Raw genomic sequence first — 23,567 nt, 5'->3', positions numbered from 1 at the left:
TTGTAACAACCGAATGGCGATCGGTTTTCCGAGCTTGCAAGCAGCTTCAGCCCTCAGCCTTCCTCCTGAAATCGCAATTGCTGGCGTTCTACAAACGTTAGGTCTAACTCCGTGGTGTCGGGCAACTGCTGGCGCAGTAGCTCGATCGCCTGTTCCGGTCGCAGCATGGTGCCGTCATTGCGACAGCAACCGCGATAGTCGATCGTGGCCGAGTGCGGTTCGGCAGAGGCGATCGACAGTTCGTAAAGTAATTCCCGTCCGTTCACCCGATAGGGCTTGCCCGATTTAGATACTTTATCCAACCAAATCTCAGCTCGGGCGAGGATCTGCTCCACCAGAGCCTCCCAATCGACCGGTTCGCGACTGTTGACATGCAACGTGTAGTCGGCAGCAATCAATGCTTTCGTGGCCGATGGCGCTGCCAGAGGAATTTCAGCCACTTCCAATACCTCCATCTCGGAGGGCAACTGCGCTGCCAGGGCGTTACGGAATTTCTCGAGATCCCAGGTTTGGGTGAGTTCAATATCCAAGACTTCGCCGCGACTGACGTGACCGAGGGCAAGGGCACTGGCAGTGGAGATGCGAGGGGAGGGATGAAAGCCGCCGGTAAAAGCAAGCGGGAAGTTGGCGCGGCGACAGGCTCGCTCCCACAAGCGCAGCAGATCGAGGTGGCCGACAAAGCGCATGCTGCCTTGTTTGGAGAAGGTGACGCGAAAGCGCTGAACGGGTTTGGGGCGATCTTTGCCTTGCGGTTTCGGCGCAATTTCGGGGATGGGTCGTGCTGGAATAACGATATTGTGGCCGAAGTCAACGCCGCAGATGCCGCAGTGGGAGCAGCCTTCAAACGAGCAGTCGGGCACGGTGGCAGCCTCGAGGGCTCTGGCCCAATCCTGTTGGAGCCAAGCCTTATCGATGCCCGTGTCGACGTGGTCCCACGGCAGCGGATCGTCGAGGTCGTAGTGGACGGTGGGGAGTTGAGGGTGCCCTGCTTCGCCCGCCAGGATGGCGTCAGGAACTGTCTCGCGATAGGCGCGCACCCAAGCTGCATAGGCGTCGTCAATTGCTTCCCACCAACTATCCATGCCTGCCCCCTGCTGCCACGCTCGCTCGATTGTGCGGCTGAGACGGCGATCGCCTTTACCGATAAAGTCCTCCAACATGGAGAAGCGAATATCGGTGAAGTTCCCCTTCACCCCTTTCATGCGGCGAAATTGGTCTTTGAGCAATCGCTGTTTGCGTTCGATCTCGGCAGGGTCTACCCGATGCCACTGGAAGGGGGTGTGGGGTTTGGGGGTGAAGTTGGAGATAGTCACGTTCACCTTTAAGCGGCGACCGCTGGCGGGGCGACATTCCCGCTGCAACATGGCGATAGTTTCGGCAATCCCCACCACATCGATATCGGTTTCCCCAGGCAGGCCGATCATGAAATAGAGTTTGACTTTATCCCAGCCCTGCTCTGCAGCGGTTTTCACCCCCCGGACGAGATCGGCATTGGTCAGCCCTTTGTTAATCACGTCCCGCATCCGTTGGCTGCCTGCTTCGGGGGCGAAGGTGAGGGTGGGGCGACGGGTCCCTCCCATGACAGCAGCAATATGCTCGTCGAAGCGGTCGACCCGCTGGCTGGGCAGAGAGAGGTTGACGTGGGTGCGATCGAGGCGGTTGTGCAGTTCTGCTCCAACGGCGGGCAGCGAGAGGTAATCGGAGCAACTGAGGGAGGAGAGAGAAAATTCGTCGTAGCCGGAACGCTGCATGCCGGTGGCGATCGCCTCCACCACATCGTCGGGCGCGACATCGCGGGCAGGACGGGTCAACATGCCCGGTTGGCAGAAGCGGCAGCCCCGCGTACAGCCGCGTCGCACTTCTAAGCTAAGGCGATCGTGAACGGTTTCGACGTAGGGGATGGGGCCGATCGCGTAGTGGGGCATGGGGTTGGCGACGCGGCGGACAATGCGGGCCGGTACGCCATCCACGACAGGTTGGAGGGGCATGCCGTCATAAAACTGCGGCACGTAGACGCCAGGAACTTGGGCCAGATCGAGCAGTAAGTCTCGCCGACTGAGGCCGTCCCGCAGGCCCTCTTCCACCACCAAACCAATTTCGGGCAAGACCTCTTCACCGTCTCCCAGGACGAAAAAGTCAAAAAACTCGGCAAAGGGTTCGGGGTTGGAGGTGGCGGTGGGTCCGCCTGCGAAGATTAACGGGTAGGTGGCGACCGCGAATGGATTGCGCTCTTGCCAGGTTTTGGGAATCCCTGCCAGATCGAGCATTTCGAGGATATTAGTACCGCCGAGTTCGTAGGCGAGACTGAACCCGACGATATCGAATTCTTTCATATCGCGGCGGGATTCGACTGCGAATAGGGGCAGGTGGCGATCGCGCAGGCGAGCGATCAAGTCGGTACCGGGCAGGTAAGTGCGATCGCACAGTTGTCGGGGTTGGGCATTGAGGATGTTGTAGAGAATGATGTGCCCGGAGTTGGAGGCCCCCACTTCGTACAGTTCGGGATAGGTCAGGACCCACCGCACCGCAGCGCTGTCCCAATCGCGATGCGCAGCCCCAAATTCATTCCCTAAATAGCGAGCGGGGCGCAAGATCTCGGAGGTAATCAGGCGATCCAGATCGATGACTGGCATAGCGGACAAAATGGCAGGGCAACAGCAGTAGTCACTAGCCTAGCCTGTTGAGGAGTTTCGCGCTGCGGCGCGGGAGCAAAGAAATTCAGTGGAAGCCGCCCTCCGCTATGCAATCGGGCGGACGAGCTGAGAAGATAGGATTGAGAATTACAAGCTGGTAAGGGTTTCAATCGTGTGGATGAAGCGTTGTTGGGTTGTGCTAGTCGTCCTCTGTCTGTGGCTGGCAGGCGGTCCATTGCATGCTAAAGACCTCGCCAGACAGACGGCGATCTCCAAGTCTGTGGAGTTAGGCTCGCTCGAAAACTCCTTGCACTTCTTTCCCGACACCCTACATTTCAAGGCAGGCAAGCTCTACAAGCTCACCCTCAGCAACCCTAGCCCCGTCAAACATTACTTCACGTCCAAAGACTTTGCCGATGCAATCTGGACGCGCAAAGTGGATGTGTCTGGTGTCGAAGTGAAAGGCAAAATTAGCGAGTTAGAACTCAAGCCCGAGGCAGCGGCAGATTGGGTTTTTGTGCCGCTGAAAGCGGGCGCATACGATCTCAAATGCACTGTGCCCGGTCACGCGCTGGCCGGTATGACGGGCAAGCTCTTTGTTGACGAGTAGCAGTGACACCAAGGTTGACAGCGGCTGAATGGCTGCAGGCGGTGAAGCGCGATCGCATCATCGCTGTCGTCCGTGCGGATGACTTGGCACTTTCGCTCGAAATGGCCGAAGCAGCGATCGCCGCTGGACTCAAGCAAGTGGAAATCACCAGCACCTCGGCTGACTTTGTACGGGCGATCGCCTCTCTGCGAGAGCGTTATCCAGAACAAATCATTGGTACTGGAACGGTAGTGGATGCCGCTGTGGGGCGAGAGGCGATCGCTGCGGGAGCCCAATTTATCTTTAGCCCCTATTGCACCGCAGAGGTGTTAGACCTAGCACTCCAAGCAGATGTGGCGATGGTGCCGGGAGCCCTAACCCCGACTGAAATTGGCAACGCTTGGCGCGCGGGAGCGACTGCGATCAAAGTATTCCCCATTCGGGCTGTGGGGGGGGCAGAATACCTCCAGGCGCTACGGGGACCGATGGGGGAGATCCCACTGATTCCAACGGGCGGGATCTCGCGGGCAAATGCTGCATCGTTTTTGCAGTCGGGGGCGATCGCCGTTGGTTTAGCTACGGACTTATTTCCCACCTCTCTCATTCGTGCCGAGCAATGGACTGAGTTGAGCGATCGCATTCGCCGTTGGGTCGAAACGATTGTGTGACGTACTCCCGACGCCGACCGCTTAGGCGGTACGGCGCGGGCTTCTCCGCCCAGACCTTTTCGATCTGGGTTTCGCGTTTTTGAGTGAGGCGACGCCCAGCCCCACTTGCTTGATAAGCACCCCAGAATTTATATCTCGCGGCATGGATGCCCCACAGTGGGGACACTCGTGCCAGCGAATTGAGGTTGGCCTGGTCTAGCGATTGAACTCAAACGTTTTCATCGCTCGCCTCCAATCGCGCCACCCGCTCATCCATTCGGCCCAAGACAGCTTCAACGCGGTCGAATCCCGCTCGCATCTCAGTGCGTAGTTCCCCCATCTCAGTGCGCATCTCAGCGCGCAGACCCCCCATCTCGGCACGCAGTTCCGTACGCAAGCGATCGCGCTGCTCGTTTCCTGCCCTCAGTTCGGTCAGGATACTGGTCAAGATGCCGGTCGCATCAAGTTGCGTTTGCTGGCGGCCTTCTATCTCAGAGACTTTGAGTTCTAATGTTGTTACTCGGTCCTCGATGCTCATCGCTCTAATCCTGTTGTTGGCCGTGTTTGTTTCACCCTATCCTTCTCATATCGTAAGCTCGCGAATTATCCGTTCCTTCAGCTTCGACACGATCGGGAGATTTTGTCTCTGGTGCGATCGCCCACGAGAAGAGCGCGCCAGCAGACATTAGGCCAAAGGCTGCCTGCTGCTCTTTCCAATTGATTCTAGACATACCGCTCACGTCGCCCAGATTCCCATTGCCCGAAATCACATGGCCCGAAATACTGCACCGCGTGCTCGATGTCTGGCAGTGGCGTGCAGGCAAATTGGTGCTGCATTTGATTGCTGGGGGCGTAGAGCGCCAGTGGCGTCCACCCGGCGCATCCGAGCATTCTGCGAATGAAGCTCTCTTTGTAATAAGCCATGAGTAGGGGCTTATCAGGCACAGAATCGAGAAAGTCGGACTCCATGTCGTTGTCGATGAAGCAGGTGAAAAATAGACGAGCATCGCTGGCAGAGTGTCGCCTCAGCACATGCAGCAGGGCAACAAAATCCTGTGGGTTGAAGTGTGTGAAGACCGACTGCATGACAATTAGATCGTAGGGTTCGTCGCCACCAGGTAGCGTCGCATCAGCAGTCAGTGGTACGCCAGTGGGGTTGTACATGGCATTGGCGAAAGGGACGGCGAAGTATTTGAACTCGGGCCGCGAGACATTGTCGTTGAGGTACTGGATTGTCTTCGGGGGGATGTCCATACCCACATATGCTTTCACTGCAACATCGAACTGCACGAGTGCGGGTCTTGTCCGCTTTTGGTGATGCAGAGAAGGTATAGGAGAATACCAGGTGCAAACCCTCACTCTGCCAAGCCCGTGGAACTTTTACAGCATCTCCTGCCCAGCCAAACGGATGTGAGCTTGAACAGTTGGAGTATCGATCCGGCCAACCAACAGCTCGTTGTTAACCTCTGCTCGACTCAAACGGTGGCCTGTTGCCCGCTGTGTCATCGCTCCACCGATCGCATCCATAGCCACTATGAGAGAACGTTGAGGGATCTGCCATTAGTTCAATTCACGCTGACGATATTGCTCCAAGTCTGTAAGTTCTTCTGCCTCAACGAGCGTTGCCCTCGGCGTATCTTTACGGAGCGTCTGCCCGAGGTTGTCGCGCCTTGGGCCAGACGCACGACTCGCTACACGGCTCAACTGGAAGCGATGGGCTTAGCCCTCGGTGGTTCGGCAGCAGCCCGCTTGAGCCATCAGCTCGGATACGGATACAGCCGCAACACCATCTTGCGAGCCATCTCCAAATTGCCCCTACCAGTCATGGCCACGCCAAAGATATTGGGGGTGGATGATTTCGCGTTTCGCACGGGTCATCATTACGGAACGATCTTGGTCGACTTGGAGACCAACCAACCGATCGCACTACTCCCCGACCGGGCGGCTGGGACCTTAGCAGCCTGGTTGAAAGAGCATCCTGGCGTGAAGATTCTCTCGAGAGATCGCTCCAAAGCCTACAGGCGAGGCATGAGCGATGGAGCACCCGATGCCATCCAGGTAGCCGATCGCTTTCATCTGTTGCAGAATCTCGAAGAGGCTTTAGAGAAAGTCTTTAAGGGACAAACCCAGTCGCTCGAACAGGTTGAGCAGCAACAGATTCAAGCCCAACAGCCAACCGAAGCACCGACCCCCGAAGCTGCTCCGGATAGATATCGAACCCAAAGGGAAGTCAATCGGGCCATACGACTGGAGAAGTGGGAACAAACCCATGCTCTACGCAAGCAAGGCTATGCCATTAAAGACATTGCCCATCACCTCGGCATTGGCGAGCGAACGGTGTATACCTACCTGGCCGCGTCAACGTTTCCGGAATGGCAATATCCTGTGGGGCGGCGGAGAAACCCCAGTTGTTTGGATCCATACAAGGCTTACCTGTCAGAGCAATGGCAGCAAGGGCGCCAACAAACTAAACAGTTGTTTGGCGAGATCCAACAGCAAGGGTACCCGGGCAGCTATATGACCGTCGCCCGTTACACTCGGCAGTTGCGTTGCTCTCTGCCCTCCATCAAGCCCAGCCGAGAATCCCTCAATGACTTACCGGGTCGGGGACCAGCGCCATCACCCGCCACACCAGTGTCAGAGCCTTTGAGTGCCAAGCGGGCGGCTTGGCTGCTGTTGACACGGCCTGAAAACCTTACGCCTGAGGAGAAAACCCTGCTGGAAAAACTGGGCCAGCAGCCAAAGTTATCGGGGGCGATCGCTCTGGCTCAGGGGTTCATCAAACTGGTGCGCGAGCGACTGCCTGGGGAATTCGACGATTGGCTGGAGACAGCTGTGAGCAGCTCAATCAAGGCATTACGGAGTTTTGCCAAGGGTCTTCAAGAAGATTACGATGCGGTGAAAGCAGCTCTCACACTCGAGGTGAGCAATGGGCCAGTGGAGGGTCAAAACAACCGACTAAAAATGCTGAAACGGCAGATGTTTGGAAGGGCTGGGCTCGAGCTATTGGCCAAGCGCCTCATCCTAATCAGTTGATTCTTATACGAAATAAGCGCCTCATTTAGGACAGATTTAACGATCACCAAAAGCGGACAAGACCCACGAGTGCTTGAGTGAACTTCACGCCGCAGCCGTAGTCGAGCACACGCAGATTCGTCCAGTCGGGGCGATCCGTCTTTTCTGAGATCGCCCTCAGATTGTTGATCGCCGACTCAATGCTTGCTCGCTCGCCCCCCCTTAAATGCCCTCGCCGAAAGTAAGGGGGGACGTGTAGCCGGGTCTCTTGCTCGCGGAATCCTTCTACGCTGATGTCCGAAATTTTCATCGCACCCTCTCTACCCTTTGATTGCACTGAATTCTATACCGGACAACTAATGTCGTTGGTTGCGATCGCATTTCTTAAAGCCCCTCGCAGCAGGACTAATGGCCATCTCTTCAGGCTGGCATTGGGGACGGGTTGGAGGGCGATCGGCTTGGGAGGGCTCAGTATGAGCAATCCGCTATGTTTTAGGGGCCTCAGGCCTTGAGGGAAACACCATACTCTTACCAAGGCTTTCGTTCTATTGGCCTGAACCTATAGTCCGAGCCATCCCAATAGAGGGTTGTGTATGGGTGCCGGTCCGTCGGAATCGTGGGATTGCGGACTGAATCCTCGAACCGCTCCATGAAAACCTCTTTTGCGATCGCATACTTCTCTTCATACGTTGGACTTTGGACAACTCTATAAAGAGCGGTAGCTACCAGAAAAGGCAATAGGCGATAAAGAGCAGATCGGACAGAGCTCAACCTATTGCCTATGAATATCCAAGATCGTATCAATCAGCTCCAGCAATTGCGCAAGCAGGTGTACGAGAGCCTGAGGCACCGGAAAGATAGCCTGATGGATTTGTTAGATGCCCTGTGTGGGAATCAGGGTGCCAACTCGGTGGTTGAATTAAGTCTCAACCCATTATTTCGGCGGGAGTGCGCTGTATGCAGCCATCGGTGCATTGGGACAGGTGGGAGACGCACCTCCAGCGTCAGTGGAGGTGGATAAGGATACGGAGAGACCTCAAGATAGTCTCCCCAGTGCCTGGATTGAGGCAATTGCTGGAGTCGTGCCTGCCCCCGAACACCGTAACTATTGTTTATTCGGTCTAGATGTGACACCAGTGAGTCGTTGTCATGCCGTCACGATGAAAGAGCGCGAGTCAGTCTATCAGACGACGACGGTATCCGGACAGAAACCAATTACCTTGAGGCACAATTATTCGCTGCTCGCAGCTATCCCCGCATCAAAGCGAGCCGGTGCTCTGACTTGGATTGTGCCAGCGAGCGCGGTTTGCCCTTAAAGACGAAACCACCTGGCATCCCCCAGAGCGGCAAGAGAGATTCAGCATCACCACCGCTAAAGGCAAGATTCGAACCGTGACTTTGAAACTCTGGCATAACCTACTGATGAGAGGGTCGAGGGCGCAGCCGATGCATCGTCATCCCTTTGACTGGATTGCAAGTTCAGCTGAGCGATCCCACCGGAAAGCGCCTCTTCAAACCCCAATGGTTGATTGTTTTTGGTCCAGCTCGCCGACAACTTTCCCCCCAAGATTCCTATCTATCCTATGGGGAGCGCTTCAAGCTCGAACATGGCATTCGCTTTAGCAAGCAACATCTGTTGATGAACCAACTCCAAACACCGGACGTCCAACAGGAGGAAAACTGGGTTCAATTCTCCTGGCTAGCCTATGTCCAATTGTGGGTGGCCCATTGACTCGCCCACTTGCTGCCAAGGATGTGGCAGCAATACTGACCGGCCTTCAAGCAAGGACAAATCACCCCATCGGCGTTCCAGCGGGACTTCACTCGCATAATTCAGCAGATTGGCACCCCTGCGGCTGATGTCAAACTCCGAGGTAAATCCTCTGGACGTCCAGGCACAACTTTCGTCCCTCGTCCTCGACGACCGACCATCAAACGGAGTCGGGCTAGACGCAAAAAAATCAAGAAAGCCGCCTAAATAGTTTCGGTTCTGTCTCTTTGGGCATTTGCTGAAGAGCAAACGCTAGGTCGGCCTGCGGACTCTTTATTGTCCAAAGTCCAATTAGGGTTACGGATACCTGCTTCGACTCAATGACAGCATCGTATAGCAGAAGCTCTAGACGATCTCCTCCCGCCAAAGCCGCAAGCTTGGCTTCTACTTCTTTCTCAAAGAACAGATTGAGGGGGAGCCATCCTAACCCACCCAGAAGCAGGGAAAGAATCCCCACATCTAAAAACCTCACTGCCCGGAGGACGGGGGCATAGGTCGCAAGCAAAAATAACCAGCTCCGACCTAGAGCCAGATCGAGGATGGTGTTGACAGCAATTGCGCAGGCAAGCAGTAGGACACCAATCGATGCTGCGTTGAGAAGCAAACGATATCCCGAGTAACGGGCAAAGCGATATCAGGTTTTCTCGAAGTACGCTAAAAAGACAAATCCCCCCAAAAGCGGGAGGAGAAGAAGATTGTAAGGCATGGCTGACTATGCCTTTTTGGCTGCTTTGATAAACTTTTCGGTCAGTCGAATCTGCTCCCTCGCGGCTTGGCTTCCCAACAAGTCCCTGACTCGAACGTAGACAGCGCCTCTAGGGGAGACATAGATTTTGGGTTTACCGTGGCCTTCTTTCTGATGCATGGGGGTGACAAGGCTAAGTATTCTTAGCTTACCCTAAAGACCCTTGTTCCCACATTCTGCGCACTGCGTCCTCGATCGCACATAAGCAAAGTCGAAGCTCCAGCGCCTGGTGGGATGGAACCGGACGTGCAAGTGCAAGTCAATCTCGGGGTAATGCGCCTCCCATAGTTGGGCAAAGTCCCGCTCTGTCGGTGAGTCGAAAATGTTAGTCACCGCCCCCTCCACCGTTCCAACATCGGCAAGGTAGGTATCGATGCAACGGGTGCGGCACAACCATTTGGTAAATCGTTTGTAGGGGTTTAGCGATCGCCATTCATCCTGCTGTGTCAATTGCGGATCGAGCCCGCTCTTTTCACGCCATCGATCGAGTGTTTGACGTGAATCTTGACTAATGGTGGACTGAACTCAAATGTTTCAATCGCCCTGCTCCAGTCGCGCCACCCGTTCATCCATTCGACCCAGCACAGCTTCAACGCGGTCGAATCCCGCTCGCATCTCGGTGCGCAGTTCCCCCATCTCCGATTGCAGTTGCACCTGTAGGCGATCGCGCTGCTCGTTGGCTGCCCTCAGTTCGGTCAGGATACTGGTCAAGATGCCGGTCGCGTCAAGTTGCGTCTGTTGGCGGCCCTCCATCTCGGAGACTTTTCGCTCTAATGTCGTTACCCGGTCTTCAATGCTGTTGGCCATGTTTCAATTCCCCATCCTTCTCATATCGTAAGCTCGCACACAAGCCTCCCACTCTGGGTTAATCATCCTCACCCACCTCCACTTCTTCAAAAAGATCGGGGGGCACACAATCAAGCGCCTCACATAACTTCGCCAGCTTCACGAAAGACTGAACCCCACCACGATCGCGCTCCCAATTACGGATCGTCGATGGGTCAACTCCCACTAGGTCAGCTAGCTGGCGTTGGGTTAGCCCACGGGCTTCCCGCAACTCAGCGACTTTAGATACGTAAATTTCTCCCATGAATCACTTCATACAACAATCCTAGCGTCAAGTTCTCAATATTTATATTTTCGCGCTAATTATTTAGCGGCGCTAGAAATCTAGCGCTAACATGTTTTCAGTCGAGGGGCAGAGCACTACAGAGCCTCCACCAAAACAAAGGATTGGACCATGACTTATCGCGAACTCCAGCAACACCTTAGAGATGCCCGCAATGAGGGACGCACGACTATTAAGCTCAATGCTTCCACCGCAGAGCTGCAGGCCGAATACGATCGCCTGGTGCAAGAGAACGATGCCCATGTTGACGAGTTGTTGGAGGGTCGGGGAAAAGTGCCGATTCATGCCAAGCCCACTGTTTGCGATTGGCCAGTAATAGTGAACGCCCCCAAGAGCGTCAACGATACTTTCGGTCTCGCGGCCTGCTATTTAGCGATCGCCATTGTGGGGGTAGTGCTGCTGTTTGGTGTGGAGGTGCCCCTGTACGCCCGTCGGTTGTGGCGGTGGGGCGCGATGGGCTGCGGTGGGGGGCAATCTGGTCCAGTGCTGTCATGGCTGCCCCCAGCTTTTAGGACAGCTTGGAGAGGCTGGGGCTTCAGATATTATGCTGGTGGCGATCGCTACTCCGTCAGTTGCGATCGCTCAATGCCTGAATCGCACGAGCATTGCTCTCAGTGATTGTCTTAATTTCTTCGACTACCACTGTCAAACTGGCGATCGCTTCAGCGTTCTGTAAGCCAACCTGCAGGGCCATCCTCGCCATCTCGCGCATCTCGTCTAATTCTTCACGGATTTCGGGAGTCATGTCGGGCGTACTCAGTTGCTTAGAGCTTAGCTGATGGGGGCGATCGCCTGCTCTCGGGTGCGGGGGAGAAGGTAGGTATCCAGTAAAAGCGATCGCTCAAAGGTCCAACGGCGATCGCATAACGACTCGACAATCTCACGAATGGTCATTGTCCCCATGCCTCCCAGATTGCCTGTAGGGGCTGCAGCCCCTTCGAGTTGAGCGCTCGCAGGGTGAGCGTGGCAGTGGAGCACCGAACGGGCAATTTTGGCCCGGATAGGGAAAGCCCCTTCCAACTCATCCAACAACGGTTGCAACTCTGACTCTTTGGCGATCGCCGCTTCGCTTGCCCATTGCTTCAACTGAAAGCTTTATATCGTAGGTATCGGGATGACAGGATTCGAACCTGCGACCCCCTCGTCCCGAACGAGGTGCGCTACCAAGCTGCGCTACATCCCGGCTGCTGAGTCTAGCAAACCCTCGCCACCGCCATTCAATCCTACACCGCCCCCCGTCAGCGAGAAAGCGATCGCCACTCAGAGGAGTTTAAAGGCAAGCCAGCAGATCGGCATAAACAGCATTTGCAAATCTTAACAAGAGTATGTTACATTTATTTACAAAGAAAGAGATTCTCCTCAAGGAGCCCACATGGTAGTTATTGCATTGCTGTTTCTCGCCGGTTTTGTCGCGGCAATCACCCTCGGTACGCAAGCTTACTTCCGTGGCGAGCAAACCAAACCCATCCACTGGCGCAACTGGAAATCTGAAGAGTTCCACCGCTTGGCCGAATCCTTGACCGGCGTTCGGGTCAACTACGAAGATCGCGCCTCTACCCCCTACGTCCAAGCGGCTCTGAACGAAATCTTGGTTGACTAGACCAGATAACCTCTCTCCACTGGCTCGGAAGTACAACAACAGCCTTCACATTCGTCAACGTCAGTTCGGCCCCCATCCCCTAGCCCCTTCCCCCCCCTCGCGAAGCGTGGCGTCAGCCGTAATTCTGGGGGAAGGGGAACCGAACGGTAGATTGAGGGTTTCAGGCTGTTTCTCCCCTCTCCCAAACTTGGGAGAGGGGCCGGGGGTGAGGGCCATGCAGAGTCATCGAACTCAGGTTTCGTCAAATGCAGCGATGCCCCAACTGAAAACAGTTGGGGCATTTTTTTATGGCGATCGCTCTTTCGAGAGCAGGATGAATAGTTCAGAACGGAGAGGGAGGGATTCGAACCCTCGATGAAGCTTACACCCCATAACTCCTTAGCAGGGAGCCGCTTTCAACCGCTCAGCCACCTCTCCAAGGGATGCGCTCGTGGCATCGCGTGTCCAATCATAAGATATTGGGCCAGTTGCAGCAAGCTATTCGCGCATCCTGAATGAGTTCCGACGATCGTTGGACGTTAGGCTCCGGCAGCCTCTTTGGCCGCGTACATGACCTCTAGCGTGATGGCGTCAAAACCGCTATTGCGGGCAAATTTTTCGGTGTTGCGCTTCACCTTGCCCCGCACGAACCCAGGCACCCGCTTGAGTTCCTTCATAGCTGCGGCATCCCAGTCTATGCCCGAATCGGTGGTGATGGATTTGGTGATCGCATCTTTGGTGTCGTGGCCGCCAAAGATTTCTAATAGATGGTCTTCCATCCCCAACGTGAAGGAGTTGTAGATTAGATCCACAATTTGATTGGCCCCCTCATAGCCTAAGAACGGGCGATATCCCACCGGGAAGTTTTGTACGTGGATGGGGGCGGAGATAACGCCACAGGGAATGTTGAGGCGTTTGCCGACGTGGCGCTCCATTTGGGTGCCGAAGATGGCTGCGGGTTCGATGCGGGCGATCGCATCTCCCACCTTGGCATGGTCTTCTGTCATCAAAATTTCATCGCAATATTCCCCCACCTCTGCCCGGAACCAGTCTTTGTCGTAGGCGCAGTAGCTGCCCGCCAAGACGACGTGAATACCCATCTCGCGGGCGAGCACTTTCGTGATGGCGGCGGCGTGGGTGGAGTCGCCGAAGACCACGACTTTCTTGCCGGTCAGGTTCTGGCAGTCAATCGAGCGGGAGAACCAGGCGGCTTGGGAAACGTGCAGGGTTTGTTCGTCAATAAAGTCTTCGTAATTGACGTCCACACCACCGTCGTTGAGGATGGCCTGAACTTGGCGGATAAATCGGGCCGTTTCGACAACGCCGAGGGGGGTGATGTCGATGAAGGGGGTGCCAAATTCTGACTGGAGATAGGTGGCGGCTTGGGGGCCGAGTTCGCGATAGGGGACGACGTTAAACCAGGCTTGGCCCAGGTTTTTGAGATGGTGGACTGACGCGGCGTCGGGGATGACTAGGTTGACGCTGACCCCCAGATCGCCGAGGAGTTTCTTCAGTTCGGTCAGATCGTGATTGTTGTGGAAGGCCAGTTTGGAGATACCGAGGATGTTGCAGGAGGGGGTTGCGGTTTTGCCAGTGGGTAACTCGTCGTTCTTCTTGGCTTTGGCGATATAGAACTGGACGATTTGGGCCAGGGTTCGGTCGGCGGCTTGTAATTCGTTGACGCGATAGTGGTTGACGTCGGCCAGCAGGACATCGCCGTTGCAGTTCAACTGGGCGCGGGCGACAAAGTTATTTAGGTCTTCTTGCAGGATGCTGGAGGTGCAGGTGGGGGTGAGGACGATCAGGTCGGGGGCTTCTTCGCTGTCTTTGCGGGTGATGTTATTGATGACTTTATCGCCCGAACCGCGTGCTAGGACGTGGCGATCGACCACGCTGGCAGTAACGGGGGTGAAGTCCCGGTTGCGCTCCAACATGGAGCTCATGACGTTGAAGTAGTCATCTCCCAAGGGCGCGTGCATGATGCTGTGGACGTTTTTAAACGAGCTAGCCACTCGCAGCGTGCCGATATGAGCGGGGCCAGCATACATCCAATAGGCGAGTTTCATACAAGGGTTCCTTCAGATTTTTCTGAACTTCTTAGTCGGGAAATTAAGTATTTTTGCTCTCAAAATACTTATAAAAGAGAGATCGCACCGAGTAATTCTAGTCCGATTGGCCTGTTATTGCGGTGACAGGTCAACGGAGCGTAAGGCTTTGTAATGCTTGTGCCGAGTTGTGTTGAGAGATCTTAATAGGGTTGCTTTCTCTTAAGGTTTCCTCTAGATCGATCGCATTGATGGCGGGGATTCTGTCAAGCCTGAAAATGTTGGAATGTCGCTGCGCGATCGAGGGGGCCATAACCTGTCAAGATAATGCCGCGATCGCCCCTCACCTCCCCGACAATCGCCGCCGTTCTCGCCTGTTCCAGAAACCATTTCGCCGCCACTGGCGGCATTGCCAACAGCAGTTCGAAGTCTTCGCCACCATAGAGGGCAAAGTCCAACCCGCGCTCGCCAAATCCGGCTTGCAACCAAGGAGCGATCGGCAGCGCCTCGGGATCGATCGCGGCTCCTACACCACTGAGCTGACACACCTGCACGATCGCATCGGCCAAGCCATCGCTCGTATCCATTCCGGCCACGCGATCGCCTTTTGCCCAAAGCGGGGGAAAGAGTGGCAGCAAGTCCAAGCGCGGTTGGGGATATTGATGGGCGGCGATCGCCTGCTCTCGTTCCGCCTCGGCAAGATTGGGGGCGCAGTCGGGATTCAGCAAAAGCTCCAGCCCCGCCCGAGAACTGCCGTGGGGGCCTGTGGCGACGAGGAGATCGCCGGGACGGGCTGCCGCTCTGCGGACAATGCGGTTGGGCTGGACCTCACCGATGGCGGTAATAGAGAAGAAACGTTGCTGCGCTCGGCTTAAATCGCCACCCACGAGACCCGCGTTCCAGGGTTTGCAACAAGCGGTAATGCCTTCGTAGACCTGCGTCACCCATGCGGCTGGGGTTTCGGGGGGCAAGCCCACAGCGATGACGAGGCTGAGGGGAGAGGCCCCCATTGCCGCGAGATCGGACAAGTTGGCGGCGGCGGCGCGCCAACCAACGGCATGGGGAGGGGTGGTGCGATCGCTGAAATGGACGGATTCGACGAGAACGTCTGTTGTGACGACGAGTTTGCCTCGGGGGGCGGATTGAATGGCGGCATCGTCGCCGACGGTATTGGGCAGACAATAGGACTGGACGATATCGAGCAAGCCCCGTTCGCCTAATTCGCCGACCGTTTTAGCTGCGATCGCCATAGGTTGCATTACAGAAAAGGGCTAAGTTCCCGACGAGGTGCTCAACTCGTGTAATGTTCGTCCAAACGCAATGAGAGCCACCGTGAGGGGAAACGAAATCCCCACAAACCCGACAATGCTCAGAATTCGAGCCCCCCAGAATCGTATCAGTCGTTTGGTAGGGCTGCTCAAGTTTTGAGCCTCCACCACTGCTCCTGTCGAGATTGCAATGATAACCGCGCCGAGCAAGCCAAAAATAATGCTTGGAATAAACCAAAATCCAATTGTTTCGAATGTGTAAATCCGTATGAGGGGCATCACTCCAAAGCATAAAATCTCGAGAACTATCCAGGTACTCAAGCACAATTTGATATCCTTTCGTAGTGCTTGGCTGGGATCTTTCATGGGGCCAAAAGGGGCTTCGAGCCTAGTTTATCCTTCAACCTCGATTTCAGCTCGCGGAGGCGATCGCATGCCTCGCTGAGTCTGGGGAAAACCGATCGCTAGCTTACCCTACGTCAGTTCGATAGGCGTCTGGTCCCCATTCCCTAGCCCCTTCCCCCCTCGCGAAGCGTGGCGTCAGCCGTAATTCTGGGGGAAGGGGAACCGAACGGTAGATTGAGGGTTTGAGGCTATTTCTCCCCTCTCCCAAGTTTGGGAGAGGGGCTGGGGGTGAGGGCAATGCAGAGCTATCGAACTCAGGTTACCCTGAAGTATTTCTAGCCTTGCAGTGCAACTGTTGCTCTCGTGAAGCCGCGATGCGTCAACGTCCCCCGACCGGAGCCGCTCGGCCAGCAGGGGTCGCGAGACGGTTACCGCAATTCAATAATAGGTTGATTTTTCTGGAGAATCTGTGCGGTCAGCAGATCTTCAACCGTGACGCAGAGGCGACGCTGTTCGTCCACTTGAAATTGGAGCAGGAGACGATCGCTCCCCGGTTGCCCCAAGGGGTTCAGTTGAGCGATCGTGCGCTTTTCGGGCTCGTCGTTTAAAGCTTGAATGGTTTTCTCATGAGTTTGAAGGCGATCGTTCGATCGCTGTCGGGCGAGTAATTGTCCGTCCGCAAAATACACCTCCACAGTTTCATTCGATTCGCCTAATTCTCCAATCACGAGTTCCACGCTAGGTTGGTCTCTCACAGATGCGCCGAGGACCAGTTCGACGGGGTCGGGTAAGGGGTAGGGGAGTCCGGCTTGAATGAGGGGATGCCAGTCGTGGCTGTTGGTCTGATGGTTCCAATAGCGAATGCCGTAGCTGTGGTAGAGGAAATCGCGCACCTCGATGCCCCTGCCGAGCTGTAAGGCCCCTTTGGCGATCGCCTCTAGAGGCTCTCGGTCAAACACCTTCTCCGAGCCAAATTGTTCGTCCAGCCAAGCGCGAATGGCTGGAATTTTGCAGGTGCCGCCGACGGCCACAACGGCAGAGATATCTGCGCGGCTGATGCCCCGCTGTCGGGCTTGTAGCAACACCCGATCGAGGGCGGTTTCGAGGCGCTCGAACAGTTTGTTGTGGCGCAGTAAGCTATCGAGCTGCGATCGCTGGGCACTCAGTTCCACAGAACGAAAGGTCTCGTCATCGAAAAAGACCTCAGTCGCTTCTGTGTCCGTGGAAAGGGACATTTTGACTCGTTCGGCCAAGCGGGTAATGAGGCGATTGTTTTGCAGGTTATGCATTTGGCACCAAGCCTCGGCCAGCCAGCGATCGATATCAGCCCCTCCCAAGGTCTGGGCGGCCTTGGCCAGCACTTTGGCGGTGGTGGCTTGTTTTTGGTCTGTTTTGAGCAGCGAGCTGCCCCATTTGACGATCGTGCCCCAGGCCCGTCCCCCCGTCGATTTGGCGGGTTGAACTAGAGCTAGGTCTAGAGTGCCGCCGCCAAAATCGACGATCAGGAGTTTGCGGCTATCCAGCAGACTGTATTCGAGCGCGGCGGCGGTGGGTTCGTCCAATAGCTGCAGTTGTTCGATCCCCAAGCTGGAAACAGTGTGGCTGAGCCATTGGCGATAGGCTTCGAAGCTATCGACGGGAACTGTGAAGACCCAGCTGTCAGTCTCGTCCGGGCCTAGTTTGGCCTGTACAGCTCGGACAATCGCTTGCAGAAACCAGGTGCCCACTTGCTCGGGGGTAACTTCGACGCCATCCAGTTCGGGGATAAAGCCGCGCACGTCCACGCCGATGCCCCGTTTGAAATTGCGAAAGTAGCGAGGATCGCTTTTGACGTCTAAACCGCGATCGCTCGCCGCTTGCCCGACAACAACTTGTCCAGCTTTAGCGTCCTCGACATAGAGTTGGCTGGGCACGATCGGGGGATTGTTGGGGTCTTGGCGACTGAGACCGGGCAGGCTGAGGATGCGAGAGCGATCGCCATCCCAATGGGCGACAACAGTATTGCTCGTTCCGAAATCAATCGCCAGCATAGTGCTCTGTCTGAACGTTAGGGTGAGAGGCGATCGTCAGAGTGGGGAGCGATCGCGCTTTTCGCTGTAGCATCAAATCTGCCGGGAAGTCAAATTTGCCGGGAAGCCAAATTCTGCCGATCGGCGAATGGGACTTAGAAATCACTGGCACCCGCTGGCGACGAAGGGTCCAAATTGGGTAGAATCACTGTTAATAAATGTATCGACATCGAGAGGACTGCCTCTGGCAGATTTCTTCAATAAAGCTGAAGGGAACTTTCGTGCTAAAGACAGATGTTGCCGCTGCGATACTCCCAAAGCTCAGATGCATGTCGTTCCTCTGCGAGGGGCAAATTGCCCATGATCGTTCAAGTTGCTTCGCGGGCTACCATCGCACAACTCCAAACCGTTTGGCAGGAGGTCGGTCCCGACAGTTGCCCCCTGCATTACAACTTCCACATGCACACCTCCTACTCGGACGGGCAGCTCGACCCCAGTCAGATCGTGCAACAAACCCTCGATTTGGGGCTGCAAGGATTTGCCATCACCGATCACCATACTGTAGAGGGCTATCGCCAAGCTCTGCACCTCCTGCCCTCCAATGGCCCTACCCTCTGGTCGGGGATGGAAATTAACGCGGGGTTACTGGACTGCGAAGTCCACATTCTTGCCTATGGCTTCGAGCCCGACCATCCGGCGATGGTAGTTTACCAGCAAAAAGCGACCGTTACTGATGCTGCCGATTACGATGCTGCCGCCGCGATCGCTGCTATCCACAAGGCTGGCGGCTTTGCCGTGTTGGCCCATCCCTTTCGCTATCGCCGCAACGGCCAAGACTTAATTTTGGCGGCAGTGGCAAGTAGCATCGACGGTGTGGAATCCTATTACAGTTATGCCAACCCCGTTCCGTGGGTGCCCTCGCCGCGAGAAACCCAACAGTCCCTCGCGCTCGCTGCCCGCTTCGGCCTTTACTCCACCTGCGGTACCGATACCCACGGCCGCAGCCTACTAAAGCGGGTTTGAAGCTTGCCGCGCTCGAATTGTATGGGAGGTAAATCATGAATCGACCCAAATGGGTGGCTGTCCTCAGTGGCGTGCTTGCCCTGATCGTCAGTATCGGCTATCTGCTACTGGTTCAACTCTTAGATTTTCGCGGCGAATTTAAACCCGCCCCCATCGGCACCATTGCGAACGGGACTGTTGCGGTTGTTAATAGCGAATTTCGGCCCTCCGGCTGGGTAACCTGAACCTACCTTGCCGAATCCCCTCGCCATCCCCCATAGCGCCTTCGCCGCAAATGACAGCTTATGGTTCAGGTTCCCTCCGATGCTGCTGTATCTGCAGATATGCCACTCGTAGCCCTAGAAGAGGTGCTGCGGCAAATGCGCGATGTCAAGGAGGCGGACAAACTAGTACAACTGGCGGTGGGCTATCTAGTCGATACCTTCGATGCTCCGCTGGTATGGATTGCCTTTTACGATCCCCCCCAACACCAATTGCTCGGACAGGGGGGGGCAACTCTCCTCCCCGACTATCCTCTGCTCGATCGGGCAATTCCGCTCGAACCCGGCCAAGTTTTGGAGCAGGTGGTCATCGAGCAGCGGCCCGTTGTCGTCCCGGACCTGCGTCAGGAAACCCGCATGGGGGTATGGCAGCAGCAGGCTGCGCAGCTCAGTATTATCGGCTGTCTGCTCTATCCCATTCGCTACGACAAGCGCTGCCTCGGCGTCTTGATGATGGGTTCCCAACTGTGGGGGGGCGTTGCCAGTGACACGGAAAAAGCACTCCTAGGCATTCTCACCGGTCAAATTGCTTCATCGCTGCAGGCGATCGAGGAGAAATGGCGACACCGCCAGCAGAAACACGCGGATATTCCCTTGTTGGCGCTGAGCACGGCGATGCGGACGTTCGATTCCATGGACGAGCGCGTCCGGGCGGCGATCGCGCAGGTGCAGGCCTTTGTGGAAGTCAACCGGGTGTCGGTGTATTGGTACGATCGCGACGATCGCAACGAATTTATCGTCCGTTGGTCGCCCAAGATCGACGCCCCTCGCCGCAAAGGTAAAGTCCAAACTTCTGCCCAACCTTCTTTTTCCGCCCGAGATTTGGGACCCACTTATGCAGCTTTGCTAGAAGGGCAACTGGTGGTGGTGGGGGAATCGGGGCTCTCCGGTCGAGTGGCCCTCAGCGCTCAAGTGTTGAAGCAATTGCGCTGTCGCTCCCTCCTGCTCGCCCCCATTTTGTTCCAAGGGGAACTGTTGGGATTTTTATCGGTGGAATCGGATGCTGCCCGCTCTTGGGAGGAAGCCGAGAAATCGCTGGTGGTGGGGACCGCTCAGTTGATTGCGCTGGTGGCTCCGTTAGAAACGTTGGAAAAGACGATCGAGCGGATTCGCAGCGATAGTGCCCTCACCGCTCAGGTGGCTCAGTCAATTTATATCCAATCCAATTGGGAACTCGCGCTGCAGCAGACGGCAAGCCAGTTGTGCGATCGCCTGCAGGCACAAGCCTGTTTTGCGCTTCAGCTCGACCCAGCAAGCAACGGTCGGTATCGCCTGCGCCCGCTCCACAATCCCAACAATCTTTCGCTGCCGTCAGAGTTAGGAGGATTGGAGGAGCGCGATGTTGAAGATTTAGGAAAATCGGACGAGGCGATCGCAGCAGAAACTTATCCAGAAGATCTGCGCTTGCTGAGTTGGCAAGAGGAGCTGACCACCGCTGGGGTACGCTCCGTCATTGCTACCAGTACCGATAGCCTTTCGCCCTCTAGCGGGCAGACCAGCATTCCCAACGGAATTTTGGTGCTGGTACATCCCCAGCCGCGAGCTTGGAAGCGGGCAGATCGCCGCCTCGTAGAGCTCGTCGCTAAGCAAATCGGAGTGGTCCTGCAGCAGTGGCAGCTCAAAGACCGAGGCGAGGCTTTAGATAAGCTCTTCCGACAGTTACCCGCAGCTCTTCAAGCCATTGCCACCGCCGCAACTCCAGAAGAACTCTACAATGTCACCGTGCAGCAGATGGCACACCTGCTGCAGGTTCCCCTCGCCGGACTGCTGACGTGGCAGTTCTCCCAGCAGGAACAGAATCCCCAGCCGCCGAAAGCCCGCATCCAAGCGTCAGTCTCCCGAGGGGAGGACTTTACCTTAGCCGCGCGCGATCGCCCCATTGCCGTCGAACGAGATGCCTTACTGCAGTGGTGCTTGCAGTCTCCCGATCCCCTCGCCCTGAGTGTCGCTGACTTGCCTGAATCCACGCTCGAATGGCTGCAGACACCCCAGTTAGGCCAACTATTGGCGATCGCTGTCGACACGTCTGCCACCCCCTACTTGCCCAGCGCGCTGCTGTTTGTCGGGGCAAGGGCAACCCGAGGCTGGCAGGAACCCGAACGGGCCGCATTTGAATTGGTGCGATCGACCTTTGCCGATACCCTCTTCCGCTCCATCAGCTACACCTTACTGATGGAGCGGCTGTGCGATCTCACCCAGCTCAATTGGTACAAACATCGCCACCTCAATCTCTTGCAGCTCAACCTCATTAGCATGCTGCACCGCCTGCAGAAGTATCTGCCCCCCCCCGAGCAGCGCACCGATCCCAACTGGAAAAAAATCGCCGATCTAGCGCGGGGCTTTCAAGAACTGGTCGCCGATCTCAAACCGCTCAAACAGGAATATTGGAGTCCCAAACAAAAGACAGAAGAGATTTCCAGTGTTACGTTGATGCGCCGAGTGTTGCGTCGCGTCGATGTCATCGTCAAACGACAAAAATTGTGGCCCCGCGTCCACGGCGATGCTTCGATCGCCCTCAACGCCCATGCAGGCCGCTTGGAACTGGTGTTGGTGGAGGCGATCGCTTCTATTGCCACCCGCAATCGCTCGGACGGACGGTTGGATATTTGGGTGCAGGCCGAGGAGAGTTGGTTTGCTCTCTCTTTAGTGGACTCTGGCAAAGCGCTTCCCCAGGAACTGATCGACTCTTTGGATGCTGCCCGGGCTGGAGGAAGCTCGCTGGCTTGGTTGTCTCCTCTCTACGAAAATCCCTTACTACAGCAATCGCCGGGTCGAGAGCTGTATCTGTGCCAAGCAATCCTCGCCCAGATGGGGGGTAGCTTTGAAGTGTATTGTTCGGGGGATGGGCGCACCGTCACGCAAATTCGCTTGCCGGTGGCAGACAGTGGCGATACGGGCCTCAAGACGATTTCCTCTCCGTAAGCGAGATATCCCGGCTAGCTCTCCCTCGGGGAGATCGGGAGCGAGCGTAGATCCTATTCCATGTCAGTTCGACAAGTGCTTGTCCTCCATCCCCAAGCTCCATCGTAAAGCGTGGCATCAGCCGTAACTTGAGGCTCGGGGAACAGACCCAGCCAGAATTTGCGGCTGTTTCTCCCCTCTCCCTAGGGAGCTATCCATTAGGCAAAAGTAGCTGAACCATAGACAGGCACTAGCTTTGAGAAGCCAGTTGAGCCCCTTCAAGCAAATGGTGGAGTTTGGTCAGCCCTCGCCAAAGCGTCTTCAATCCAGGGTTGCCATCGCCCTTGCGAGCCAAGAAGCCTCCCAATCGAGCAATCCACAGCATTGCCTGTTGCAGAGTGGGTGGCTTTTGAGAGCGACTTTTCGGCACAAACTTGCGTCGTAACAGCCGCCATTCAGCAGGCTGTAAAACGAGCTCACAGGAGGCTTGCGGGGTGAGTCGAGCGCGGTAGGTCAGCCACATCAATCGCCAAGCTACAACGTTGTAGGTTGCCAGAGCCTTGAGCAAGCGCTCATAGCTTTGCAGTTGGAGCTGTTCGATGCCACAGCCACTTTTGAGGGTGAAGTGAAACCGCTCAATCAGCCAGCGGTAGCTATACCAGCGGATGCACTGACAGACCTGCTCGAAGCTCTCAACTGGCAAGCTGGTCAGCAGAAACCAGCGAATCGGCTGAGCGCCATCATCAGGGGGGACGGTTTCTTCCACGAAGATGGCATTGAGGCGCACGGGCTCTAAGCTCGCGGCTTTGAGGTGATGCGATGGCACCTCCAGCGTCACCGCCATCGCCCGCACCTGCAACTGGGCAATGCGGGCCGCTCGCTTGGGATTACGCTGCACTTGCAGGCTCATCGCTCCCAAGACTGGGGCTTGTTCGAGGGTGGGGATGAACTTGCCCAGCTCGTGGCTAAGTTTGCGATTGTGCCTTGCGCGGATGAGTAACTCCCTGTTGTCCGCACGGGGATGGGCAAACAGTTCGAAGATGTCTGCTTCTCGATCGCCAATATGAACCACTTGCTCTTGGCCCGCGAGCTCTCGCTCTACGGCTGCGAGAGTTGCTATCCAGCGATAGCTTTCCTTTTGCTCGATGGGAGTCACTGAGCGTTTTTCTTTCTTCCCGCGCCGCTGTTTGCGATTCCAGATGAATTGACTCAACAGACCTAAGGGTTCTCCCTCGCCGCTCACCGCAAAACAACTGTGGACTTTGATTCCCTGTTGATGGCTTTGATTGATGAAGCCCAGCCCTTCGGTCTGGGGGTGAGTGGTGAAGTCGAAATCCGTTGTGTCTTGAATGGCCAGCACCGTCTTGCCCGTGAGGGCCCGCCTGACCACTCCATCACGATGACTGTCCAGAATGCTGCTCGTGCTCACCTTCGGGTTGGCCCAAAATCGATAGGTTCCTTGGGCCACTGAGGCATTCCCACTCGCCTGAGGCACGCTCGCTGTGGGCTGCTCACTCAAGTCTGTGACGATCTGCCCCAACCGCTTTGCATGTCGCAAATCGGCGAAGTGGATCGGGTTGATTTCTTGGCTGACCCAATCTTGCATGG

26 protein-coding genes and 2 tRNA genes are annotated in these 23,567 nt (G+C 56.0%); 10 read left to right on the top strand and 18 right to left on the bottom strand.

Annotation, left to right across the window (positions count from 1 at the left end):
- Nucleotides 1-53: 53 nt before the first annotated feature.
- Entirely contained in the window at nt 54-2,633 is a 2,580-nt protein-coding gene (locus SYN7336_RS05030; RefSeq protein WP_017324834.1) for a TIGR03960 family B12-binding radical SAM protein, read from the bottom strand.
- 178 nt (nt 2,634-2,811) lie between these two features.
- Here SYN7336_RS05030 and SYN7336_RS05025 point away from each other — a divergent pair, with 178 nt between their 5' ends.
- A complete protein-coding gene (locus SYN7336_RS05025; RefSeq protein ID WP_017324833.1) occupies nt 2,812-3,243 on the top strand; it encodes a hypothetical protein in 432 nt (143 codons plus the stop codon).
- Nucleotides 3,244-3,245: 2 nt separating this feature from the next.
- Nucleotides 3,246-3,890, top strand: coding sequence for a bifunctional 4-hydroxy-2-oxoglutarate aldolase/2-dehydro-3-deoxy-phosphogluconate aldolase (locus SYN7336_RS05020; RefSeq protein WP_227498602.1), 645 nt, complete (start codon nt 3,246-3,248; stop codon nt 3,888-3,890).
- Between the two features lie 208 nt (nt 3,891-4,098).
- On the opposite strand, the gene SYN7336_RS05015 is transcribed toward SYN7336_RS05020, so the two are convergent.
- From SYN7336_RS05015 to SYN7336_RS05010, 3 genes are read right to left on the bottom strand one after another with little or no spacing between them, the layout of a single operon-like run.
- Nucleotides 4,099-4,407, bottom strand: a complete 309-nt coding sequence (locus SYN7336_RS05015) for a hypothetical protein (protein WP_017324831.1) — start codon at nt 4,405-4,407, stop codon at nt 4,099-4,101.
- A gap of 31 nt (nt 4,408-4,438) precedes the next feature.
- Nucleotides 4,439-4,600: a hypothetical protein gene (locus SYN7336_RS30525; RefSeq protein ID WP_156820033.1), complete on the bottom strand. Its 162-nt coding sequence runs from the start codon at nt 4,598-4,600 to the stop codon at nt 4,439-4,441.
- Nucleotides 4,593-5,141: a class I SAM-dependent methyltransferase gene (locus SYN7336_RS05010; RefSeq protein ID WP_162139082.1), complete on the bottom strand. Its 549-nt coding sequence runs from the start codon at nt 5,139-5,141 to the stop codon at nt 4,593-4,595. Before SYN7336_RS05010 ends, SYN7336_RS30525 begins: the two co-directional genes overlap by 8 nt.
- Nucleotides 5,142-5,240: 99 nt before the next feature.
- Between SYN7336_RS05010 and SYN7336_RS05005 the strand changes: the two genes are divergently transcribed.
- A complete protein-coding gene (locus SYN7336_RS05005) occupies nt 5,241-6,905 on the top strand; it encodes an ISL3 family transposase (RefSeq protein ID WP_017324316.1) in 1,665 nt (554 codons plus the stop codon).
- A gap of 43 nt (nt 6,906-6,948) precedes the next feature.
- Here the strand turns inward: SYN7336_RS05005 and SYN7336_RS05000 are convergent, their stop codons facing one another.
- On the bottom strand, nt 6,949-7,194 hold the full coding sequence (locus SYN7336_RS05000; protein WP_017324829.1) for a hypothetical protein: 246 nt from the start codon (nt 7,192-7,194) through the stop codon (nt 6,949-6,951).
- A gap of 673 nt (nt 7,195-7,867) precedes the next feature.
- On the opposite strand from SYN7336_RS05000, the gene SYN7336_RS30520 reads away from it, so the two are divergent.
- Both SYN7336_RS30520 and SYN7336_RS04995 read left to right on the top strand, forming a co-directional pair.
- Nucleotides 7,868-8,200 (top strand): hypothetical protein, encoded by a 333-nt coding sequence (locus tag SYN7336_RS30520; protein ID WP_156820032.1) that lies wholly within the window; start codon nt 7,868-7,870, stop codon nt 8,198-8,200.
- A gap of 155 nt (nt 8,201-8,355) precedes the next feature.
- Complete coding sequence (locus SYN7336_RS04995) at nt 8,356-8,616, top strand: hypothetical protein (RefSeq protein ID WP_156820031.1); 261 nt, start codon at nt 8,356-8,358, stop codon at nt 8,614-8,616.
- Between the two features lie 937 nt (nt 8,617-9,553).
- On the opposite strand, the gene SYN7336_RS04980 is transcribed toward SYN7336_RS04995, so the two are convergent.
- From SYN7336_RS04980 to SYN7336_RS04970, 3 genes are all read right to left on the bottom strand, one after another.
- Nucleotides 9,554-9,850 carry a hypothetical protein gene (locus SYN7336_RS04980; RefSeq protein ID WP_017324825.1) on the bottom strand — a complete coding sequence of 99 codons (297 nt, stop codon included), beginning with the start codon at nt 9,848-9,850 and terminating at the stop codon, nt 9,554-9,556.
- A gap of 84 nt (nt 9,851-9,934) precedes the next feature.
- Nucleotides 9,935-10,207 carry a hypothetical protein gene (locus SYN7336_RS04975; RefSeq protein WP_017324824.1) on the bottom strand — a complete coding sequence of 91 codons (273 nt, stop codon included), beginning with the start codon at nt 10,205-10,207 and terminating at the stop codon, nt 9,935-9,937.
- A gap of 58 nt (nt 10,208-10,265) precedes the next feature.
- Entirely contained in the window at nt 10,266-10,490 is a 225-nt protein-coding gene (locus SYN7336_RS04970; protein ID WP_017324823.1) for a helix-turn-helix domain-containing protein, read from the bottom strand.
- 150 nt (nt 10,491-10,640) lie between these two features.
- Between SYN7336_RS04970 and SYN7336_RS04965 the strand changes: the two genes are divergently transcribed.
- Nucleotides 10,641-11,147, top strand: a complete 507-nt coding sequence (locus tag SYN7336_RS04965) for a hypothetical protein (protein WP_017324822.1) — start codon at nt 10,641-10,643, stop codon at nt 11,145-11,147.
- Here SYN7336_RS04965 and SYN7336_RS31655 read toward each other — a convergent pair.
- The 3 genes from SYN7336_RS31655 to SYN7336_RS04955 form a co-directional block, all read right to left on the bottom strand.
- Nucleotides 11,098-11,274 (bottom strand): hypothetical protein, encoded by a 177-nt coding sequence (locus SYN7336_RS31655; protein ID WP_173399670.1) that lies wholly within the window; start codon nt 11,272-11,274, stop codon nt 11,098-11,100. The two genes, SYN7336_RS04965 and SYN7336_RS31655, sit on opposite strands and share 50 nt — an antisense overlap.
- Before the next feature lie 26 nt (nt 11,275-11,300).
- Nucleotides 11,301-11,615, bottom strand: a complete 315-nt coding sequence (locus SYN7336_RS04960) for a hypothetical protein (RefSeq protein ID WP_017324821.1) — start codon at nt 11,613-11,615, stop codon at nt 11,301-11,303.
- A 23-nt stretch (nt 11,616-11,638) separates the two neighbouring features.
- Nucleotides 11,639-11,712 (bottom strand) — tRNA-Pro (locus SYN7336_RS04955).
- Nucleotides 11,713-11,901: 189 nt separating this feature from the next.
- On the opposite strand from SYN7336_RS04955, the gene SYN7336_RS04950 reads away from it, so the two are divergent.
- Nucleotides 11,902-12,129 carry a photosystem II protein, Psb35-related gene (locus SYN7336_RS04950; protein WP_017324820.1) on the top strand — a complete coding sequence of 76 codons (228 nt, stop codon included), beginning with the start codon at nt 11,902-11,904 and terminating at the stop codon, nt 12,127-12,129.
- Between the two features lie 60 nt (nt 12,130-12,189).
- On the opposite strand, the gene SYN7336_RS30515 is transcribed toward SYN7336_RS04950, so the two are convergent.
- The 6 genes from SYN7336_RS30515 to SYN7336_RS30510 all read right to left on the bottom strand — a co-directional run bounded on the left by SYN7336_RS30515 (nt 12,190) and on the right by SYN7336_RS30510 (nt 17,947).
- Nucleotides 12,190-12,345: a hypothetical protein gene (locus SYN7336_RS30515; RefSeq protein ID WP_156820030.1), complete on the bottom strand. Its 156-nt coding sequence runs from the start codon at nt 12,343-12,345 to the stop codon at nt 12,190-12,192.
- A gap of 112 nt (nt 12,346-12,457) precedes the next feature.
- Nucleotides 12,458-12,546, bottom strand: a tRNA-Ser gene (locus SYN7336_RS04945).
- 101 nt (nt 12,547-12,647) lie between these two features.
- Nucleotides 12,648-14,174, bottom strand: a complete 1,527-nt coding sequence (gene bchB, locus SYN7336_RS04940; protein WP_017324819.1) for a ferredoxin:protochlorophyllide reductase (ATP-dependent) subunit B — start codon at nt 14,172-14,174, stop codon at nt 12,648-12,650.
- A 245-nt stretch (nt 14,175-14,419) separates the two neighbouring features.
- Entirely contained in the window at nt 14,420-15,397 is a 978-nt protein-coding gene (gene thiL / locus SYN7336_RS04935; protein WP_369791878.1) for a thiamine-phosphate kinase, read from the bottom strand.
- A 797-nt stretch (nt 15,398-16,194) separates the two neighbouring features.
- Nucleotides 16,195-17,796: an Hsp70 family protein gene (locus SYN7336_RS04925; RefSeq protein WP_017324816.1), complete on the bottom strand. Its 1,602-nt coding sequence runs from the start codon at nt 17,794-17,796 to the stop codon at nt 16,195-16,197.
- Complete coding sequence (locus SYN7336_RS30510) at nt 17,783-17,947, bottom strand: hypothetical protein (RefSeq protein ID WP_156820029.1); 165 nt, start codon at nt 17,945-17,947, stop codon at nt 17,783-17,785. The genes SYN7336_RS04925 and SYN7336_RS30510 overlap by 14 nt, the downstream gene beginning before the upstream one ends.
- Before the next feature lie 188 nt (nt 17,948-18,135).
- Between SYN7336_RS30510 and SYN7336_RS04915 the strand changes: the two genes are divergently transcribed.
- From SYN7336_RS04915 to SYN7336_RS04905, 3 genes are read left to right on the top strand one after another with little or no spacing between them, the layout of a single operon-like run.
- Nucleotides 18,136-18,798 carry a PHP domain-containing protein gene (locus tag SYN7336_RS04915; RefSeq protein WP_071590743.1) on the top strand — a complete coding sequence of 221 codons (663 nt, stop codon included), beginning with the start codon at nt 18,136-18,138 and terminating at the stop codon, nt 18,796-18,798.
- 35 nt (nt 18,799-18,833) lie between these two features.
- Nucleotides 18,834-19,022 carry a hypothetical protein gene (locus SYN7336_RS04910; protein WP_017324813.1) on the top strand — a complete coding sequence of 63 codons (189 nt, stop codon included), beginning with the start codon at nt 18,834-18,836 and terminating at the stop codon, nt 19,020-19,022.
- A 60-nt stretch (nt 19,023-19,082) separates the two neighbouring features.
- Nucleotides 19,083-21,980 (top strand): GAF domain-containing protein, encoded by a 2,898-nt coding sequence (locus SYN7336_RS04905; RefSeq protein WP_017324812.1) that lies wholly within the window; start codon nt 19,083-19,085, stop codon nt 21,978-21,980.
- 229 nt (nt 21,981-22,209) lie between these two features.
- Here the strand turns inward: SYN7336_RS04905 and SYN7336_RS04900 are convergent, their stop codons facing one another.
- The gene (locus SYN7336_RS04900) at nt 22,210-23,565 is read right to left on the bottom strand and encodes an IS4 family transposase (RefSeq protein WP_017324427.1); all 1,356 of its coding nucleotides are present in this window, start codon (nt 23,563-23,565) and stop codon (nt 22,210-22,212) included.
- Nucleotides 23,566-23,567: the final 2 nt, after the last annotated feature.

The organism is Synechococcus sp. PCC 7336, assembly GCF_000332275.1.
GTDB lineage: Bacteria > Cyanobacteriota > Cyanobacteriia > Thermostichales > PCC-7336 > PCC-7336.
Note: the sequence above shows the minus strand (reverse complement) of the source record. Positions and strands in the feature narration are given on the sequence as shown.

Coding starts and splice junctions, on each gene's coding strand:
- SYN7336_RS30525 (WP_156820033.1), bottom strand. CDS start 4,600: ATGTCTAGAATCAATTGGAAAGAGCAGCAGGCAGCCTTTGGCCTAATG.
- SYN7336_RS30515 (WP_156820030.1), bottom strand. CDS start 12,345: ATGGCCCTCACCCCCGGCCCCTCTCCCAAGTTTGGGAGAGGGGAGAAA.
- SYN7336_RS04965 (WP_017324822.1), top strand. CDS start 10,641: ATGACTTATCGCGAACTCCAGCAACACCTTAGAGATGCCCGCAATGAG.
- SYN7336_RS05030 (WP_017324834.1), bottom strand. CDS start 2,633: ATGCCAGTCATCGATCTGGATCGCCTGATTACCTCCGAGATCTTGCGC.
- bchB (WP_017324819.1), bottom strand. CDS start 14,174: ATGAAACTCGCCTATTGGATGTATGCTGGCCCCGCTCATATCGGCACG.
- SYN7336_RS04900 (WP_017324427.1), bottom strand. CDS start 23,565: ATGCAAGATTGGGTCAGCCAAGAAATCAACCCGATCCACTTCGCCGAT.
- SYN7336_RS31655 (WP_173399670.1), bottom strand. CDS start 11,274: ATGACTCCCGAAATCCGTGAAGAATTAGACGAGATGCGCGAGATGGCG.
- SYN7336_RS04950 (WP_017324820.1), top strand. CDS start 11,902: ATGGTAGTTATTGCATTGCTGTTTCTCGCCGGTTTTGTCGCGGCAATC.
- SYN7336_RS04905 (WP_017324812.1), top strand. CDS start 19,083: ATGGTTCAGGTTCCCTCCGATGCTGCTGTATCTGCAGATATGCCACTC.
- SYN7336_RS05015 (WP_017324831.1), bottom strand. CDS start 4,407: ATGAGCATCGAGGACCGAGTAACAACATTAGAACTCAAAGTCTCTGAG.
- SYN7336_RS04970 (WP_017324823.1), bottom strand. CDS start 10,490: ATGGGAGAAATTTACGTATCTAAAGTCGCTGAGTTGCGGGAAGCCCGT.
- SYN7336_RS04915 (WP_071590743.1), top strand. CDS start 18,136: ATGATCGTTCAAGTTGCTTCGCGGGCTACCATCGCACAACTCCAAACC.
- SYN7336_RS05000 (WP_017324829.1), bottom strand. CDS start 7,194: ATGAAAATTTCGGACATCAGCGTAGAAGGATTCCGCGAGCAAGAGACC.
- SYN7336_RS04975 (WP_017324824.1), bottom strand. CDS start 10,207: ATGGCCAACAGCATTGAAGACCGGGTAACGACATTAGAGCGAAAAGTC.
- SYN7336_RS05025 (WP_017324833.1), top strand. CDS start 2,812: ATGAAGCGTTGTTGGGTTGTGCTAGTCGTCCTCTGTCTGTGGCTGGCA.
- SYN7336_RS04925 (WP_017324816.1), bottom strand. CDS start 17,796: ATGCTGGCGATTGATTTCGGAACGAGCAATACTGTTGTCGCCCATTGG.
- SYN7336_RS04910 (WP_017324813.1), top strand. CDS start 18,834: ATGAATCGACCCAAATGGGTGGCTGTCCTCAGTGGCGTGCTTGCCCTG.